Source organism: Nonomuraea deserti, from assembly GCF_004348685.1.
GTDB classification, from domain to species: domain Bacteria; phylum Actinomycetota; class Actinomycetes; order Streptosporangiales; family Streptosporangiaceae; genus Nonomuraea; species Nonomuraea deserti.
Window position 1 is genome coordinate 1 of the sequence record NZ_SMKO01000217.1, and the last position, 17,508, is coordinate 17,508.

Sequence of the window (17,508 nt, forward strand, 5' to 3'; positions counted from 1 at the left end):
CGGCGGGAGGGGACGCCCCACGCCGTCCGCGTCGGGGTGGGCCGGCGCGCGGCGTCCCCTCCCGCCGCCGGGCCGCCGCGACAACCCCCTGGGCGGCGTTCTGCTCACCGTCGTGCTGGTGACCGCCATCACCTCGACGACGGCCGTGGCGTTCCGCTCCCGACGATGATCAGCCCGCGAGCGCCTCGGCGCGGGTCTCCAGCGTTGCGCGCAGGTCGGCCGCCTCCTCGGCCGCCTTGGCCGTGTCGGCGCCCGCATTGAGCCCGTACGCCTCGAGCGCCTGGTCCAGCAGGGCCGTGGCGGTGCCGCCGGCCAGCAGGTCGCGGGTGAGGGCCGCGTGCTCCCGCTCGTAGAGCTTCTTGAAACCGGCGTCCTCGAGGAACCTCTCCTTCAGCGCGTGGCCGGCGCGCCCCCCGGTGGCGCGCCGGGCGCCGGGCTGCTGGCCGGCGGTCGGTCGGCCCTGCTGTCCCGCCTGCTCGCCCTGCCCGGGCAGGCCTGCGCGGGCGCCTCGGTCGCCGGGACTCCTCCTGCCGATGGCGTCGTCGCGACCGGCTGTGGCGTCCCCTTTCAGCGCGAGGTTCAGGTCCCAGCTGATCACTCTGAACTTCTTCGTGCCGACGTCGTACCAGAGGTAGTAGTTGTTGCCGGGGCCCGCCATGTCGTCGTGGTTCAGCAGGATGTTCTGCAGGGCCGCGTAGCGGGCGAACGACGTGACATCCAGCCGCTCGGCCAGCCCAGAGGCGAACTCCTCGGCCGAGGCCTGCTCCACCCATCTGATCAGGTCGATGACCGGTTGCAGGTCGCGCCGGCCCACCTGGTTGACCTGCTTGAAGTCGTCGACGTACGCCGTCTGGTCCTCACCCTTGTACGTGAAGCTCCCGGAGGCGAGCGACTTGTAGAGCACGCCGTCACCGAGCCGCTCGGCGTACCCCTCGTCCAGGTACTCGACCAGGAGGCGCGGAGCGGACGCGCGGCCGTTCACGGAGAAGGACGCGTAGGCCGACCGCTGGGAGGGCTCGCCCGCCGCGCCGACCAGGGCGATGGCCACGGCCTCGTGCAGCAGGGCCGACGCCCCCAGGGATGGGCGCACCGCGAGCTGGGAGTGGCCCTGGTAACGGCGGCCCTCGACGAATTCGTCGAAGCTGATCAGCCAGGGCAGGTTCTCCGGCTCCTCGGCCTTCAGCGCCGCGCCGCGCCCGCGGCCTTGCCGCTGCCCGCCCGCCGGCGGCTTGAAGCCCGCGGGAGGCTCGGCTCCGTCGGGCGGGCGGAGCCCCTCCGGCGGATTCCCGCGGCCCGACGTGTCGCGCGGCCGGGTCTCCCCCTTCCACGTCAGCGCGTGCAGCGTCGAGTTGCCCTTGAGCCGGATGCCCACGCTGGGGATCGTGGTCCCGTCGATGGTCAGGTCGGCCTCGACGTACTTCTTGTCGCCGTCCTTGAAGTACTCCGCCAGCATGTCCTGATAGCCCTCGCCCCGGAACGTGAGCGCCACCTCGTGCGGCGTGGCGGCGTCGAACAACTCCTTGGACCCGGCGAGATCCCGGACGACGACGTCGGCCGAGGCGCCGGCCGAGGCGGTCCGCACGCTGGTGACGTACGGGCGGACGGTGCCGCTGCCGAAGACGCCGTAGCAGGCGGCCAGGAACGCCACGCACGTCGCCACGAGCTTCCAGTGGTGCCGGAGCCGGACGGGGATGCGGTGTCTGAGCCGGGCCATCGCTACAGGTCGCTCTGGTCGTAGCCGGTCAGCACCGTGACCGACTGGCCGTGGTTGCGCTCCCGCAGCCCGGAGATGAGGTCGGCGGGCTCGCTGCCCTTCTTGATCCGGACGGTGTACATCAGCTCGGTCAGCGCGCCGGCCCTGATCGACTCCATGCTGACCAGCTCGAACTCGTCGGTGTGCCGGACCAGGACGTCCTGGACGGCGTGCGTGTAGTCCTCGTCCGACGGCACCTGCACCTTGACGACCTGGCGGCGCACGTTCAGCTGGAACCAGTTGAACCTGCTCATGATCATGATGATCAGCGAGATCGTCACCGCGGCCACCACGGCCAGCAGGTAGAAGCGGGTGCCGACGGCCATGCCGACCCCCATCACCAGGAAGATGAACCCGACGTCCCTGGTCTCCTTGATCGCGTTGCGGAACCGCACCACCGAGAGGGCGCCCACCAGGGCGAAGGCGCGGGCGATGTTCGAGCCGACGACCAGCATGATCAGCGAGATCAGCATGCCGAGGACGACCAGCGTCTGGACGTAGGACTGGCTGTAGGAGACGTTGCGGTGCGTCGCCCGGTACACCCAGCCGATCATGGCGCTGAGCACGAACGACAGCGACATCGCGATCGCGATGTCGGCCACGCTGAACGTGCCGGACAGGTCCTGGAAAGAGAAGTCCATGGGTCATGCCTCCGCGCGGGCGGTCAGGGCCGACTGGAGTCCGGGATCCAGGTCGTGGCCGGGGATGTGGAAGATCGAGCGTGGCGCGAGCCCGTGCGCCTCCACGCTCTGGCAGTACTTGGAGAGCCGCACCACCTGCAGGTTCCGCTCGGCGGTCAGGTCGGTGAGCCAGTAGGGGACGCGCTCGTTCGCCTTGACCTCCATGATCGTTTTCCCGGGCGGGACGATGAACCGGTTCGCGGCGTCCGCGCCCAGGTGGAAGTCCCGGTCGCGACCGCGTACGCGCTGGTCGAAGGTGACCCGCAGGCCCACGTCCGCGCCCCGCCCGACGTAGGCGTGCCGCTGGTAGCCGGTCATCGCGGTGGCGCGCAGGTCGAGCCGGCAGACCAGGTCCAGCACCTCCTCCAGGAAGCCCCGCTCGGACGGCTCGTGCCCCACCTGCTCCCGCCCGTCGCACAGGCGCAGGGCGTCCCGGTACGGCAGGCGTACCCGGCGCTTCTGCGTGACCCGGTTGACCCGCTGCTTGATCTCGACGTGGACCGGGGTCTCGCCGGTCACCGCGAAGCGGTCGCCGTAGTGGCGGATGCGCAACTTCCTGCGGAACCTGAGGCCCTCGATCTTCTCCCAGTAGAAGCGCAGCCGGCGGGTGTCGTAGTAGACGCTCCAGACGCCGTAGCCGCCGTCGCCGCTGTGGCGGTCGCGGTCGAGCACGTTCTCCATCTCGTCGCGCAGCTCGCGGGCGACGGCGGCGTCGACGAGATATTTGATCTCGTACCTGTTGAACGCGTGCAGCCGGCTGGGGGCGCGCAGCGCGTGTCCCGCCTCGCCGGGGGCGCCGGCCGCCGAGACCTCGGGCCGGGGTGCGGAGACGGGGCGCCTGCGGAATCTTCGCAGCATGTCTCTCCCTTCGTGTCAGCCCATAGGGGACAGCAACAACCTGGGAATAGTGTGTGAACCCCGCCGCACCGCGCGATGAACGCGCGTGCCGTGACCCGCCTCAGGCGCTCCCCGGCCCCTGGGTCCGCCCTTCGACCGGCCCGTGGGCCGGCCCGCTGATCGGCCCCTGGATCGGCCCCTCGACCGGCCCCTCGACCGGCCCCTCGACCGGCCCCTCGACCGGTCCTTCGACCGGCAGGACGACGCGGAAGGTGGTGCCGCCGCCGCTGCGCGCCTCGATGCGGCCGCCGTGGGCCTCGACCAGCGCCCCCGCGATGGCCAGCCCCAGGCCGGTGCCGCCGCTGTCGCGGGAACGGGCGGCGTCGGCCCGGTAGAAGCGGTCGAAGACGTGCGGCAGATGCTCCGCCGCGATGCCCGGCCCGGCGTCGCGCACCTCGATGACCGCCGCCCGCCCGGTCACCTGGGCCCCCGCCCACGCGACCGCGCTCGCGTCGGTGGTCCCGCCCTCGGCCCACGCGGCCGCGTCTCCGTCCGGCGTCCGGGTCGTGGCCCGCCGCTCCGCGCCCGCCTCGCCGACGGTCACCCGGACCGCCGTGCCCTCGGGGGTGTGGGCCACGGCGTTGCCGACCAGGTTGGCGACCACCTGGTGCAGGCGGTGCTCGTCGCCCGTCACCCGTACCGGCCGCTCGTCCAGGACCAGCTCGATCGACCGTCCCGGTGCGCGGGCCCGCGCACCGTGCACCACGTCGCCCACGACGACGTGCAGGTCCACCTCCGTCAGGTCGAGCGCCCGCTCCTGGTCCAGCCGCGCCAGAAGCAGCAGGTCCTCCACCAGCACGCCCATCCGCTCGGCCTCACCCTCGATGCGGCTCAGGATGCGCGCCACGGCGGGATCCGGCTCGCGGTCACCGTGCCGGTACAGCTCGGCGAACCCCCGGATGGACGTCAGCGGCGTGCGCAGCTCGTGCGAGGCGTCGGCGAGGAAGTGGCGCAGCCGCTGCTCCGAGCGTTCGCGCTGGCGCAGGGCCTCGCCGAGGCGGCCGAGCATGATGTTGAGCGCGTTCCCCAGCCGCCCGGTCTCCGTGCGCGGGTCGCTGTCGGAGACCCGCCGGTCGAGCTCGCCGCCCGCGATCGCGGTGGCGGTGCGTTCCATCCGGGTCAAGGGGCGCAGGCCGAGCCGGACGACCGCGAGCGCCACCGCGCCCAGGAGCACCAGCACCAGCGCGCCCGCCGCCACCTCGATGATCAGCAGTTGCCGAACGGTGCTCCTGGCCGCCTCCAACGACATCGACACCACCGCGCGGTTGCCGTCGGGGAGGGCCACCACGAGCGCGCGCCAGTCGGCGTCGCCCGACCTGCCGGCCACGGTGAAAGGGCGCGGCGGGAAGGCGGCGATGACGTCCGCGGGGACGTCCGGCCCGTCGGCGGGGCGGGGGCCGCCGCGGGCGGGCGCTCCCGACGGGTCGTGGAAGTCCACCCGGAACTGGCTGGGCAGCTCCACCTCGCCCCTGCGCGGCGGCCGCACGCCGGGGGGCGGCGGCCGTCCCTTGCCGAACGTGGCCGCGAAGGCGGTGAGCTGCGTGTCCACCCGGGACAGCAGCGAGCGGTCGAGCAGGATCACCCCCGCCGTCGCGAACACCGCCAGCGCCGCCGCCGACAACCCGAGCAGGGCGGCCAGCAGCCGGTGCCGCAGCGGCCAGGCCCGTCCGATCGGCCTCATCGGCCCCGGTCCAGGAGGCTCTGGTCGCGCAGCGAGTAGCCGACGCCGCGCAACGTGTGGATCAGCGGCGGGCCCGCCACGTCGATCTTGCGGCGCAGGTAGCTGATGTAGGACTCCACGATCCGGCTGTCGGTGCCGAAACCGTGATCCCACACCCGGTCGAGGATCTGCGGCTTGCTGACGACCCGCTCCGCGTTGATCATCAGATAGCGCAGCAGGGCGAACTCCGTCGGCGACAGGTGCACGCGCCGTCCGGCCCGCCGTACGACGTGGGTCTCCTCGTCCAGCTCCAGGTCGGCGTAGCGGAGCAGCCCGTCCTCGTGCGCCTGCTCGCGAGGGCTCGTGCGGCGCAGGATGGCGCGGATGCGCAGCACGACCTCCTCCAGGCTGAACGGCTTGGTGACGTAGTCGTCGCCGCCCGCCGTCAGTCCCGCGATCCGGTCGGCCACCGTGTCGCGCGCCGTCAGGAACAACACCGGCGGCCCGCCGCCGTCCGGCCGCAGCCGCTGCGCCACCGCGAACCCGTTGAGGTCGGGCAGCATCACGTCCAGGACGATCAGGTCGGGACGCTCCTCGCCGACGCTCTCCAGCGCCTGCGTGCCCGAGGCGGCCGTACGCACCTCGAAGCCGTTCAGCTGCAGGGCGTCGAGGAGCAGCTCGCGGATGTTGGGCTCGTCGTCGACCACGAGGACCACGGGGTTGCCGGCGGTGCGGGGGCTGGGTGCGTCCATGCGCGCTGTTGTATCCGGTCTGCCTGGGAGTTGTGTGAGAGCAGCCTAGGGCGGATATTCGCGTGCTCCGTCCCCATGCCGCGTGCCACACTGGCCGCCGGATCGGCGGTGATCAGGGGGTGCGATGGCCGACGAAGAGGTGCTGGCCGGAGGCGGCGTCAACCACGTGGTCAGGGTCGGCGCCACCGTGCGCAGGCCGACCGGCCCCTGGACGCCGGCCGTGCACGCCCTGCTCGGCCACCTGGCGGCCCGCGGGTTCACCGGGGCGCCCAGGAGCCACGGCGTCGACGGCCAGGGCCGCGAGATTCTCGACTTCGTGCCGGGCCGGACCGCCGACTACCCGCTGCCCGGCTGGGCGCGCTCCGACGGCGCCCTGGTCGCGGCCGGCGAGTTGCTGCGCCGCTACCACGACGCCACCGCCGGCTTCGCGGTTCCTGCTGGCGCGGTCTGGTATTTCCCTCCGGTGAGCCCGGCCGAGGTGATCTGCCACGGCGACGTCGCCACGTACAACTGCGTGTTCCGCGAGGGGCTGCCGGTCGCGTTCATCGACTTCGACACCGCCCACCCCGGGCCGCGCGTCTGGGACGTGTCCTACGCCGCCTACCGGTTCGTCCCGCTCGGAGACCCACGGCACGCCGACGCTCTCCCGGTCGAGGAGCAGGCGCGGCGGCTGCGCCTGTTCGCCGACGCGTACGCGCTCGGCGACGACGACCGCGGCGCGCTCGTCGAGACCGCGCGGGCCCGCCTGGAGCATCTGGTCCGTCACATGCACGAGCGGGCGGCCGCGGGCGACGAGGCCTTCGCCGGCCACGTCGCCCGCGGCGACGACGTCCTCTACGAGTGCGACATCGCCCACCTGACGCGGCACGAGGCCGTGCTGCGGCGTGAGCTCACTTGCCGAAGCCCACGGTCAGACCGCTGAGCAGCTGGCGGCGGCCCACGATGTAGAGGATCAGGATGGGCAGCGTGGTGAGCACCACGGACGCGAGCACGGCGGGCACGTTGATGCTGTACTGCCCCTGGAACGACCAGAGCGCCAGCGGCAGCGTGCGCTTGTCGGGGCTCTGCGTGAGCACCAGCGGCAGCAGGAACCCGTTCCAGATCGTCAGCGCGTTGTAGATCGTCACCGTCACCACGGCCGGCCGCGTCAGCGGGAACGCCAGCCGCCAGAGCATCGCCGTCTCGGTCGCGCCGTCCAGGCGCATCGAGTCGAACAGCTCCTTGGGCACGTCGCGGATGAAGTTGGACAGCACCAGCACCGACAGGGGGATCGCGAACGCGATCGACGGCAGGATCAGCGCCAGCAGCGTGTCGTAGAGGTGCAGGCGGATGATGATCAGGTAGACGGGGATGATCGTGGCCTGCAGCGGGATGGCCAGCCCCATGAGGAAGAGCGAGTTGGTCAACCGCAGGAACCGGCTCTGGTTGCCCGCCCGGATGATCGCGTACGCCGCCATGAAGGAGATGAGCACCGCGGGGATCACCGCGCCCAGCGTGGCGACCACGCTGTTGACGAAGTACAGCGGAAAGTCCGACTCGATGACCATCACGTAGTTGGCCAGCGTCGGCTCGCCGGGCGGCACCAGCGGGTTCTCGGCGTAGTAGTTGCTCTGCGACTTGAAGCTGGTGATGACGATCCAGTAGATCGGCACGACCACGATCGCCAGCCAGATCCAGGAGCCCAGGCCCGCCACCCAGTTGGGGCGGCTCCTGGGCCGGCCGCGGCGCCGGTGCCGCGGCTCGGGCCCGCCGATGACCTCGGGCTTCGTGGTGAGCGTGGACGCCATGTTCAGGCCCCTTCGAGCTGGCTGTGGCTTGCGTCGCGGCCGCCGAGCCGGCGCAGCACCAGCGCCAGCACGAGCCCCACGAGGACGAGGATGACCGCGATCACGCTGGCCGGGCCCATCTGGCTGGCCATCCACCCGCGCACGTACATGTCCAGGGCGAGCACCCTGGTGGCGTCTCCCGGTCCACCCGCGGTCAGCACGAAGATCAGGTCGAAGAAGGTCAGCGAGCCGACGACCATGAGCGTCGAGGATGTGATGATCGTGTACTTCAGCTGCGGCAGCGTGATGCTGAAGAACATGCGCACCCGGCCGGCGCCGTCGAGCTCGGCGGCCTCGTACATCGAGCGCGGGATCTGGCGTACGCCGCCCTGGTAGATCAGCGAGTGGAACGGGATGAACTGCCAGGACACCACGAAGATCACCACGCCGAACGCGAGGTACGGATCGCCGAGCCAGTCCTGCACGAGCAGCGGGATCTGCAGCCCCGCGCCGAGCCCGAAGTTCGGGTCGAGCAGCGCTTTGTAGGCGATGGCGATGGCCGCCGAGCTGAGCAGCAGCGGGATGAAGTACACCACCGACAGGACCGCACGGTAGCGGTGGTGGTTGGCGAGGAACGTGCCCAGCAGGATGCTGGCCGGCGTCTGCACCGCCCAGGACAGTGCCATCACCAGGAACGTCACCCACAGCGCGTGCGGCAGCCCCGGGTCGGCGAGCACGTTCGCCCAGCTGTCGACGCCCGCGAAGTGGATGTCGCCGAGTCCGTCCCACGAGGTGAAGCTGAGCACGAGGACGCCGACCAGCGGGATCAGCCCGAACCCGGTGAAGAACAGCAGCGCCGGCACGGTCATCCACGCGAGCGAGCCGCCACGGCCCTTTCGCTTGGGAGCCGTGGCGGAGGTCGCGAGCGCGCTCACTTGCCGATGACCGCGTTCATGTTGGTGGCGAACTCCTTCGGGGAGATCGACAGCTGGAACAACTTGGCGATGTTGTCCAGCAGCACCTCGGCGGCCGTGGGGCTGAGCGCCTGGTCCCACGACTGGGCGAACGTCTTGGCGTTGACGGCGATGTTGTAGACGAAGTTGAGGAACTCGGCGTCGTCGGAGGCGGCGAACTCCTTGTCGGCGCCCTTGACGATCGGCACCGCGCCGGTCGCCACCCACTCCTTCACCGCCTGGTCGCCCATCAGCTCGGTGGCGAAGAACTTCTTGGCGATCTCCTTCTGCTCGGGCGTCGCCTTGGAGGAGATCGACATGTACTGGCCGGGGTTGCCGACGGTGTTGGTCGGGTCGCCCTTGCCGCCGTCGATCGGCGGGAAGTTCATGTAGCCGAGGTTGCCGCCGGAGACGAAGTCGCCGCCGTCCTGCTTCATGCTGCCGTACGTCCAGCCGCCGTGCAGCATCATCGCGGCCTTGCCGGTGTAGAGCAGCGCCTGGTCGGCGTTGGAGTCGGCGGTGATCGAGGAGAAGCCCTTGATGAACCCGTCGGCCTTGACCAGCTCCTGCACCTTGCCCAGGGCGTCGATGGCGATCGGGTTGTTCCAGGCGTCCTTCTCCGCGTCGAACACGGCCTGGAACACCTCGGGGCCGCCCATGCGGTCGAAGAGGAACTCCAGCCACATCATGTTGGTCCAGCGCGACTGGCCGCCGAGGGCGAACGGAGCGATGCCCTGGGCGTTGAACTTGGGCACCAGGTCCATGATGTCGCCCCACGTCTGGGGCGGCTGCGCGCCGATCTTGTCGAAGGACCGCTTGTCGTAGTAGAGGACGATCGGCTGCATCGTCTCGCAGGGCATCGCGTAGATCTTGCCGTCGATCGTGGCGGCGCCGAAGGACGAGGGGAACAGCCGGTCCTTGAGCGTGGCGTTCTGGTCGAACCACGACGTGAGGTCGTCGACCTGGCCCGCCTGGACGTAGCTGCGCAGCGTGCCGCCGCCCCAGCCCCAGATGAGCGTGGGCGCCTGGCCCGCGCCGATCGCCGTCTTGATCTTGGTCTTGAACGCGTCGTTCTGGAAGGTCGTCCCTGCGATCTGGCCGTTGGGGTTAGCCTTGTTGAACCGTTCAACGGTCCTGGTGCGCACGCCCTCCTGCGGCTGCGTCGACAGGTACCAGTAAGTGGCGCCGCCGCCACCGCCACCACCACTGGGGGTGCCGGGCCTGGTCGGGCCCGAGCTGCCACAGGCGGCAAGCGCGGCTCCCAGGGGCAGGCCCATGGAGAGGCTGAGGAAAGTGCGGCGAGACGTTGTCCTTGGCTCCACGGGGATCTCCGTACTCGAACGTCGCGGTCTATGGCCGCGGCTCGTTGGTCATCGGATGCGGTGGCCGGCGGTCGTGGATCGACGTCCTCGGGACGCCACGGGTCCACTCCTCCTTGAAGTCAGCTCTCCGAAACATTTTCGACATGACCGCGGGTTTCGCCAATCTAGGTTTCGGCCAAAGGTGTGTCAAGACCCGCCGCAGAGCGAACAGATTACGGTCCGGCCAAGGCCCGTGTACAGTACTTTGGCGCGGGCTATCGCTGGTCCACCGGCCTTCGGAAATCCCGCGCTGAGATCGTCGGCGATCCTCGAAATATTTCGAAAGGTCTCCGACACAAACGCACTTCTTGAGGAGAGCAGCTGATGACGGCTCTAGAGCGGACCCCTGAGGCGGACCGGGCCCTCCGTCCGTGGCAGGACCCGGCGCTTCCCGTCGCCGACCGAGTCGACGCCCTCCTCGCGGAGCTGACCCTGGAGGAGAAGATCGGCCAGCTCGGCAGCCGGTGGATCGGCAACGACATGCCGGAGCCCGACGAGCCGGAGCCCGGCGCCGAGTCCCTCAACGTCGCGCCCATGCAGGACGTCTTCGCCGCCTCCGGCGCCGTCCCGCTGGAGGAGGCCGCCCGCCACGGGCTCGGCCACCTGACCCGCGTGTACGGCAGCGCCCCCGTGACCACGGCCGAGGGCGCCGCCGAGGTGGTCCGGCTGCAGCGGGCGGTGGTCGGGAGTTCCCGGCTCGGCATCCCCGCGATCGTTCACGAGGAGTGCCTGACCGGCTTCACCAGCTACGGCGCGACCGTCTATCCTGCGGCCATCGCCTGGGGAGCCACCTTCGACCCCGGTTTGGTCGAGCGGATGGCCGCGGCCATCGGGCGCGACATGGCCGCCCTGGGCGTGCACCAGGGCCTTTCCCCGGTGCTCGACGTCGTGCGCGACTACCGGTGGGGGCGGGTCGAGGAGACGATGGGGGAGGACCCGTACCTCGTGGCGATGCTCGGCACCGCCTACGTCCGCGGGCTCGAGAGCGCCGGCGTCATCGCCACGCTCAAACACTTCGCCGGCTACTCCGCCTCGCGGGCGGCCCGCAACCACGGGCCCGTGCCGATGGGCCGCCGCGAGCTGATGGACATGATCCTGCCGCCGTTCGAGACGGCCATCGCGCTCGGCGGCGCCCGCTCGGTGATGAACTCCTACTCCGACGTCGACGGCGTCCCCGCCGTGGCCGACCCCTGGTTGCTGACCGAGCTGCTGCGCGACGAGTGGGGGTTCACCGGCACCGTCGTCTCCGACTACTGGGCGGTCCCGTTCCTGGCGACGATGCACGAGGTCGCCGCCGACACCGGCGAGGCCGGCGTGCAGGCGCTCACCGCGGGCGTCGACGTCGAGCTGCCCGACACGCTCGGTTTCGGCCCGCACCTGGCCGAGCGGGTCAGGAGCGGCGACCTCCCCGAGTCGCTGATCGACCGGGCCGCGCGCCGCCTGCTCACCCAGAAGGCCGAGCTCGGGCTGCTCGACCACGACTGGACGCCGGAGCGCTCGGTCGCCGCGGCCGAAGGCGTCGACCTCGACTCGCCCGGCAACCGCGCCCTGGCCAGGGAGCTGGCCGAGCGTTCGATCGTCCTGCTGGACGGCGGAGACGTGCTGCCGCTGCACGGCGAGGGCCGCCAGGGCCCGCGCAGCGTCGCCGTGGTCGGTCCCGCCGCGCACGACCCGCGCACGTTCATGGGCTGCTACGCCTTCCCCAACCACGTCCTGCCCCGCCATCCCGGTCTCGGGCTGGGCGTCGAGGCGCCCACCGTGGTCGACGCGCTGCGCGAGGAGCTGCCCGGCGCCGAGATCCGCCACGAACGCGGGTGCGACGTGCGCGGCGACGACCGCTCCGGCTTCGCCGCCGCGGTGGCGGCCGCGCGCGGCTCCGACCTGTGCGTCGCCGTGGTGGGCGACCTGGCCGGGCTGTTCGGCCAGGGCACCTCGGGCGAGGGCTGCGACGCCGACGACCTGCGGCTTCCCGGCGTGCAGGCCGACCTGCTCGCCGAGCTGGCCGCCACGGGCACGCCGGTCGTCGTGGTCGTGGTCTCGGGGCGCCCGTACGCGCTGGGCGAGGTGCACGCCGCAGCCGCCGCGCTCGTCCAGGCGTTCATGCCCGGCGAGGAGGGAGGGCCGGCGATCGCCGGCGTGCTGTCCGGACGCGTCCAGCCCGCCGGCCGGCTGCCCGTGCAGATCCCGCGCGGGCATGGCGGGCAGCCGGGCACCTACCTGCAGCCGCCGCTCGGGTCCAACAGCCAGGGCATCAGCAACCTCGACCCGACCCCGCTGTTCCCCTTCGGCCACGGCGCCTCCTACACCACCTTCGAGGTCGGCGACCTGGTGATCAGCGACGCCGAGGTGCCCACCGACGGCGAGTTCACGGTGTCGGTGACTGTCCGCAACACCGGCGGCCGGGCCGGCGAGGAGGTCGTCCAGCTCTACCTGCGCGACGTCGTCGCCCAGGTCACCAGACCGGTGCGGCAGCTGGCCGGGTTCGCCCGCGTGCGGCTGGAGCCCGGCGAGAGCACCGGCGTGCGCTTCCACGTGCACGCCGACCGCACCGCCTTCACCGGCCGCGACCTGCGCAGGATCGTCGAGCCGGGCGAGGTCGAGGTGCTCGTCGGCACCTCGGCCGCCGACCTGCCGTGCCGCGGCGGCGTACGCCTGACCGGTCCGCTGCGCTACCCCGGCCCCGGCCGGCGGCTCGTGACACCCGTCGACGTCGGCTCCGGCGCCGCCGGGCAAGGGGGTGGAGATGCCGGCCAGTCCTAGGCGGGCCACGCTCGCGACCGTCGCCGCCTCGGCGGGCGTGTCGGTCGCGACCGTGTCGAAGGTGCTCAACGGCCGCAGCGACGTCGCGCCCGCCACCCGATCGCTGGTGGAGGCGCTGCTGCGGCAGCACGACTACGTCGCCCCCAGCCCGCGCCGGGGCGAGGTCGCCGGGCTGGGCAGCGTCGAGCTGCAGTTCGACGCCGACCTCAACGCCTACTCGACCGAGATCATCCAGGGGGCGGTGGCCGCCGCGGCGGAAGCCGGCGTCGGGGTCGTGGTCAGCATCAGGCGCGCCGACCGCACTGCCGCCTGGGCCCGCGGCCTGGCCGCCGCCGGCCGCCGCGCGCTGATCGCGGTCACCAGCGAGCTGACCACCGGGCAGCTCGCCGCGCTGGCCAGGGCCCGGCTGCCGCTCGTCCTCATCGACCCGCTCAACCTGCCGCGCACCCGCGTGACCAGCATCGGGTCGACGAACTTCGCCGGCGGCCTGGCCGCCACCCAGCACCTGCTCTCGCTCGGCCACCGGCGCATCGCCTACGTCGGAGGCCCGGCGGCCGCGGCCTGCAACCAGGCCCGGCTGCACGGCTACCGCGCCGCCATGGAGGCCGAAGGCACGCCCGTGCTGCCGGGCTACGTGCAGACCGGGCACTTCCGCTACCACGACGGCGTGACGGGCGGCGCGGCCGTGCTCGACCTGCCGCGCGCGCCGACGGCGATCTTCGCGGCCAGCGACGAGACCGCGCTCGGCATCATGGAGGCCGCCCGGGCGCGCGGCCTGCGCATCCCCGAAGACCTCAGCATCGTGGGGTTCGACGACACCCAGATCGCCCAGATGGCCTCACCGCCGCTCACCACCGTCCGCCAGCCGCTGCGCGAGATGGGGGGCGTGGCCCTCCGCACCGCGCTGCGCCTGGCGGCGGGGGAGAGGATCGACTCCCACCACGTCGAGCTCGCCACCGGCCTCGTGGTCCGGGGCTCCACGGCCGCCGTCGCACCGGCCTGAAAGGTCAGCCGCCAGTGGGCCGGTGCGCGCCGCCCACGGCGTCGATCCCTGTGAGCTCGGCCGACAGGCGCCACATCCGCTCGGCCTGCCCGCGATCGGTCGCCCAGGGCGCGACCCCGCTGCCCAGCGGCCGGAGGCGGGGGTGCTGCGCTGCAGTCGGCGGGCCGCACTCCGGCCCGTTCGATCTCGGGCACGGCCGCGTCGACCTCCTGCTTCCAGCTCAGATCCTGCCGGCGGGCGTCGTCTGGAGCCGCGGCGAGCCCACCCCGCCACGTGCCGAACAACGCCATGCAGCCGGCGTCCGGGACCACGGCAACGTCGGGCCGTACCTCGATCACGGCTGGCCTCCTCCGTTTGGTGACCTTGGCGCGGTGCCGGACGGCGGCGAAGGCCGACTCGATCGGATCGGTCGTGCGCAGGTGCCGCCAGTGCTCGGCCGGATAGTCGTAGAAGGCCATCAGTTCCTCGGCGTCATCGACGACCTTGGCAACCGCCTTGGGAACGTGGCCCCGTAGGCGGCCTCCAAGGCGGCGACCGCGGACTTCCCGGTGGCGGAATCTCTCCCGACATGCTTCCGTCCTGGTCCTGTCGAGCCTCTCCGCGCGACGCGGGCAGCGGCGCGAGTAGAAGATCAGCGCCATATCGCGACATGGGGGTTCCGGCTGGACCCATCACGGAGCGGCGATGGCCAGCGTCCGTTCACGGTTCCCGACTGCGCCGGTACTGTTGGGGGCTGCTCCCGCGTTCTCGTTTGAACGCGGTGCTCAGTGCGGAGGCGCTCGCGTAGCCGACCTGGCGGGCCACGGCGGCGATAGTGGTGTCCGGTTCGTGGAGCAGGTCTGCGGCGGTGTCCAGTCGCCAGCCGGTGAGATAGGCCATCGGGGGCTCGCCAACCAGGTCGGTGAACCGGCGAGCCAGACCTGCGCGGGAGACACCGGCTCTGGCCGCCAGCGCGGCGACGGTCCACGGGTGGGCGGGGTCATTGTGGAGGAGCCGGAGCGTGGGGCCGATCACGGGATCGGCGAGCGCGCGGTACCAGGCCGGGGCCTCGGCCTCTGGGCGCGCGAACCATGCCCGGAGAGTGGTGACAAGCAGGAGGTCCAGTAGCCGGTCCAGGACGACCTGCTGGCCCGCTTCCTCCTTGGTGATTTCTTCGGTGAGCATGCCGATCAGCGGGGAGGAGGGCTGAGCGTCGTGTGGGAGGACGAGGAGGGGCTGCAGTGTGCGAAGGAGCCGGTGACTGATCTCGCCGCTCATCTGGTACTTGCCGATCAGCATCACAGCGGCCCTGTCGGGGTCGCCGGTGCCCCAAGTGCGCGGGCCGAGGTCGATGACCTCGCTCAGGTGCTCGCCGGTGGGGGTGGTGCGCCGCGGGCCGGGGTGGATGACGACCTGAACGGGCGTCGAGGGGTCGTCGGCGAAGGTGTACGGGGCCGGTCCGCGCCTGATCGCGATGTCCCCGGGAAGCAGGCGCACCGCGTCGCCGTCGTCGGGGATCGCCCAGGCCGTGCCGCGTGTCAGGGCCACGATGCTCAGCGGTGCCTGGTCCTGGACACGCACCGACCAGGGCGGGCTCAAGACGGAACGCAGGATGAAGGCGCCGCGGGCTCTCGGACCGACCAGGAGACCGGACAGTGCGTCCATGGGTGCGAGTTTAGACGTTGAAGCACGCCATTGAGCGATTTGATTATTCAGTGTCTGGTCCTGGTGGCGTGTACTGGCAGCATGACGCAATCACAGCACGGAAGGACGCTGGTTCTCGCGGGGACCGGCAAGACCGGACGTCGCGTGGTGGCCAGACTGGTGTCGCGGGAGCTGCCGGTAAGGATCGGCTCCCGCAGCGGTACACCGCCCTTCGACTGGCATGACCCAACCACCTGGGAGCGCGCCCTGTACGGTGTGCGGTCGGTGTACGTGGCCTACCACCCGGACGCCGGCTTCCCCGGGGCCGCGCAGGCCGTCGGTTCGTTCTCCGACCTCGCGGTGCGTTGCGGCGTGCGGCGGCTCGTGCTGCTGGCAGACCGCGGCGCAAGTGAAGCGGAGCGCTGCGAGCAGGTGGTGCGCACCAGCGGCGCGGAATGGACCATCGTGCGCACCGGCTTCATCTCCCAGAACTTCAGCGAAGACGTCTTGACCGAAGCGATCAAGGCAGGGGTGGTGGCCCTGCCGGCAGGCGATGCGGCCGAGCCGTTCACCGACGCCGAAAACATCGCCGACGTCGCGGCGGCGGCACTGATCGAAGAGGGCCACACCGGCGAGACCTACGAAGTGACAGGACCACGACTGCTGACATTCACCGACGCGGTCGCCGAGATCGCACGGCAGACGGGGCGCACGATCCGTTACGTGCCGGTCAGTAAGGAGCAGTTCGCCACCACCTTGACCGAACACGGAACACCGGAACGGTTCGCCGGACAGCTGGCAGATCTCATGGCCGAGGTCTTCGACGGCCGCAGGGCCCACCTCGCCGACGGCGTCTACCGCGCCCTCGGACGGGGGCCCAAAGACTTCACCGACTACGTCCACGACGCCGCGCGCACCGGGGTTTGGTTGGTCACGGGGCCGCCGTCGGGGAGTGGACCGGCGGGCCGAGGATCATCGTGAGGCCTCCTCCTGGGTGTTTCCTCGGGTACGAGGGTGTCGTCGCCAGCCCCGGACCCGAGTATCCCCCTGTCACGATCGCCAGCCGGTCGGACAGGTCGCCGCCGTGCAGAACGTCCTTCGTGGTGCTGCGCGCCCCGAAGCCGGAGCCGATCGTGTGCTGCTCGTCGCTCATGCATCCGACGCCACGAACGGCAGGCCGCCCCAGGTCGGCCCGCATCGGGAAGATCGTGGGCGTGGAAATGGTTGCCTCTGTTCGTGGAGGAGAGCGAGGTCGTGGTGATCGGCGCCGGGCAGGCGGGGCTGTCCAGCGCGTACTTCCTGCGCCGGCTCGGTTTCGAGCCAGTCGTGCTGGACGCGGCGGAAGGGCCCGGCGGCGCGTGGCGGCACCGTTCGCCCACGCTGACCATGGACAAGGTGCACGGCATCTTCGACCTGCCCGGCCTGCGCCGCCCGCCGGACACCGCGGGCCGGCGGCCGGCCGCCGAGGTGGTGCCCGGCTACTACGCGGACTACGAGCGCGAGCAGGGGCTGGAGGTGCTCAGGCCGGTCACGGTCGCCTCCGTGCGCCGCGGGCCAGGCGGCCGGCTGGTGGTCGGGACCGACGCGGGGGAGTGGGCGGCCGGAGCCGTGGTCAACGCGACCGGCACATGGACGCGACCTTACTGGCCGTACTATCCGGGAGCCGCCGGTTTCCGGGGGCGAGCGCTCCACTACGCGAGCTACCGCGGGCCGGCCGAGTTCGCCGGCCGGCACGTGGCCGTCGTGGGCGGCGGGGCCTCGGCGATGCACGTTTTGTCCGAGACGGCCGGGGTCGCCGCCACGACGGCGTGGTTCACCCGCCGCCCGCCCCTGTTCAGGGACGACTTCGACGAGGACGCCAGGCGGGAGGTCGTGGCGAAGGTCGACGAGCGCGTACGCGCCGGTCTGCCGCCGCAGAGCGTCGTCGGCGTCACCGGCCTCCCCTACACCACGGTGGTGCGCGAGGCGCTCGCCAAGGGGGCGCTCGACCGCCTGCCGATGTTCGACCGCATCACCGAGCACGGTGTCGCGTTGAATGACGGGCGCGCCGTCGAGGCCGACACCATCATCTGGGCCACCGGCTTCCGCTCGGCCCTCGACCACCTCGCGCCCCTGCGCCTCAGGGAGCCAGGCGGCGGCATCATGGTGGACGGGACCCAGGTGGTCAAGGAGCCCGCGCTCCAGCTCGTCGGCTACGGCCCGTCCGCCAGCACCATCGGCGCCAACCGCGCGGGCCGCACGGCCGCCCGCAACGTCCGCGACCACCTCGCCACCACCCAAGCACGCCCAGCCGCCTGACC

15 protein-coding genes and 1 pseudogene are annotated in these 17,508 nt (G+C 71.8%); 5 read left to right on the top strand and 11 right to left on the bottom strand.

What is annotated here, in order from left to right; translation table 11 throughout:
* Positions 1 to 169: 169 nt before the first annotated feature.
* The 5 genes from E1292_RS43445 to E1292_RS43465 all read right to left on the bottom strand — a co-directional run bounded on the left by E1292_RS43445 (position 170) and on the right by E1292_RS43465 (position 5,742).
* Positions 170 to 1,714 (bottom strand): CotH kinase family protein, encoded by a 1,545-nt coding sequence (locus tag E1292_RS43445; RefSeq protein WP_132605421.1) that lies wholly within the window; start codon positions 1,712 to 1,714, stop codon positions 170 to 172.
* A 2-nt stretch (positions 1,715 to 1,716) separates the two neighbouring features.
* Complete coding sequence (locus tag E1292_RS43450) at positions 1,717 to 2,394, bottom strand: DUF4956 domain-containing protein (protein WP_132605423.1); 678 nt, start codon at positions 2,392 to 2,394, stop codon at positions 1,717 to 1,719.
* A gap of 3 nt (positions 2,395 to 2,397) precedes the next feature.
* Positions 2,398 to 3,291 (bottom strand): polyphosphate polymerase domain-containing protein, encoded by an 894-nt coding sequence (locus E1292_RS43455; protein ID WP_132605425.1) that lies wholly within the window; start codon positions 3,289 to 3,291, stop codon positions 2,398 to 2,400.
* A 100-nt stretch (positions 3,292 to 3,391) separates the two neighbouring features.
* Positions 3,392 to 5,011 carry a sensor histidine kinase gene (locus tag E1292_RS43460; RefSeq protein WP_132605427.1) on the bottom strand — a complete coding sequence of 540 codons (1,620 nt, stop codon included), beginning with the start codon at positions 5,009 to 5,011 and terminating at the stop codon, positions 3,392 to 3,394.
* Positions 5,008 to 5,742: a response regulator transcription factor gene (locus E1292_RS43465; RefSeq protein WP_132605429.1), complete on the bottom strand. Its 735-nt coding sequence runs from the start codon at positions 5,740 to 5,742 to the stop codon at positions 5,008 to 5,010. The genes E1292_RS43460 and E1292_RS43465 overlap by 4 nt, the downstream gene beginning before the upstream one ends.
* 124 nt (positions 5,743 to 5,866) lie before the next feature.
* On the opposite strand from E1292_RS43465, the gene E1292_RS43470 reads away from it, so the two are divergent.
* Positions 5,867 to 6,664, top strand: a complete 798-nt coding sequence (locus E1292_RS43470; protein WP_132605431.1) for a phosphotransferase enzyme family protein — start codon at positions 5,867 to 5,869, stop codon at positions 6,662 to 6,664.
* Here E1292_RS43470 and E1292_RS43475 read toward each other — a convergent pair.
* Genes E1292_RS43475 through E1292_RS43485 form a run of 3 tightly spaced genes read right to left on the bottom strand, consistent with a single transcriptional unit; the run spans position 6,633 to position 9,738 of the window.
* Entirely contained in the window at positions 6,633 to 7,529 is an 897-nt protein-coding gene (locus E1292_RS43475) for a carbohydrate ABC transporter permease (RefSeq protein WP_132605433.1), read from the bottom strand. The genes E1292_RS43470 and E1292_RS43475 overlap by 32 nt on opposite strands.
* A 2-nt stretch (positions 7,530 to 7,531) precedes the next feature.
* Positions 7,532 to 8,443: a carbohydrate ABC transporter permease gene (locus tag E1292_RS43480; RefSeq protein WP_439331952.1), complete on the bottom strand. Its 912-nt coding sequence runs from the start codon at positions 8,441 to 8,443 to the stop codon at positions 7,532 to 7,534.
* Positions 8,440 to 9,738 carry an extracellular solute-binding protein gene (locus tag E1292_RS43485; RefSeq protein WP_132605435.1) on the bottom strand — a complete coding sequence of 433 codons (1,299 nt, stop codon included), beginning with the start codon at positions 9,736 to 9,738 and terminating at the stop codon, positions 8,440 to 8,442. The genes E1292_RS43480 and E1292_RS43485 overlap by 4 nt, the downstream gene beginning before the upstream one ends.
* Before the next feature lie 408 nt (positions 9,739 to 10,146).
* Between E1292_RS43485 and E1292_RS43490 the strand changes: the two genes are divergently transcribed.
* Both E1292_RS43490 and E1292_RS43495 read left to right on the top strand, forming a co-directional pair.
* Positions 10,147 to 12,582 carry a glycoside hydrolase family 3 N-terminal domain-containing protein gene (locus E1292_RS43490; protein ID WP_132605437.1) on the top strand — a complete coding sequence of 812 codons (2,436 nt, stop codon included), beginning with the start codon at positions 10,147 to 10,149 and terminating at the stop codon, positions 12,580 to 12,582.
* Positions 12,566 to 13,585 carry a LacI family DNA-binding transcriptional regulator gene (locus tag E1292_RS43495; protein ID WP_132605439.1) on the top strand — a complete coding sequence of 340 codons (1,020 nt, stop codon included), beginning with the start codon at positions 12,566 to 12,568 and terminating at the stop codon, positions 13,583 to 13,585. Before E1292_RS43490 ends, E1292_RS43495 begins: the two co-directional genes overlap by 17 nt.
* Before the next feature lie 353 nt (positions 13,586 to 13,938).
* Here the strand turns inward: E1292_RS43495 and E1292_RS43500 are convergent.
* Together E1292_RS43500 and E1292_RS43505 are read right to left on the bottom strand one after the other, a co-directional pair.
* A pseudogene (locus E1292_RS43500) lies at positions 13,939 to 14,085 on the bottom strand (transposase); the annotation flags it as partial.
* 199 nt (positions 14,086 to 14,284) lie between these two features.
* Positions 14,285 to 15,229 (bottom strand): AraC family transcriptional regulator, encoded by a 945-nt coding sequence (locus tag E1292_RS43505; protein ID WP_132605441.1) that lies wholly within the window; start codon positions 15,227 to 15,229, stop codon positions 14,285 to 14,287.
* A 30-nt stretch (positions 15,230 to 15,259) separates the two neighbouring features.
* Between E1292_RS43505 and E1292_RS43510 the strand changes: the two genes are divergently transcribed.
* Complete coding sequence (locus tag E1292_RS43510) at positions 15,260 to 16,189, top strand: NmrA family NAD(P)-binding protein (RefSeq protein ID WP_246090742.1); 930 nt, start codon at positions 15,260 to 15,262, stop codon at positions 16,187 to 16,189.
* Here E1292_RS43510 and E1292_RS55575 read toward each other — a convergent pair.
* Positions 16,140 to 16,361, bottom strand: a complete 222-nt coding sequence (locus E1292_RS55575) for a hypothetical protein (protein ID WP_220447348.1) — start codon at positions 16,359 to 16,361, stop codon at positions 16,140 to 16,142. The genes E1292_RS43510 and E1292_RS55575 overlap by 50 nt on opposite strands.
* 71 nt (positions 16,362 to 16,432) lie before the next feature.
* Here E1292_RS55575 and E1292_RS43520 point away from each other — a divergent pair, with 71 nt between their 5' ends.
* The gene (locus tag E1292_RS43520; RefSeq protein WP_220447349.1) at positions 16,433 to 17,506 is read left to right on the top strand and encodes an FAD-dependent oxidoreductase; all 1,074 of its coding nucleotides are present in this window, start codon (positions 16,433 to 16,435) and stop codon (positions 17,504 to 17,506) included.
* The last annotated feature ends 2 nt before the right edge of the window (positions 17,507 to 17,508 follow it).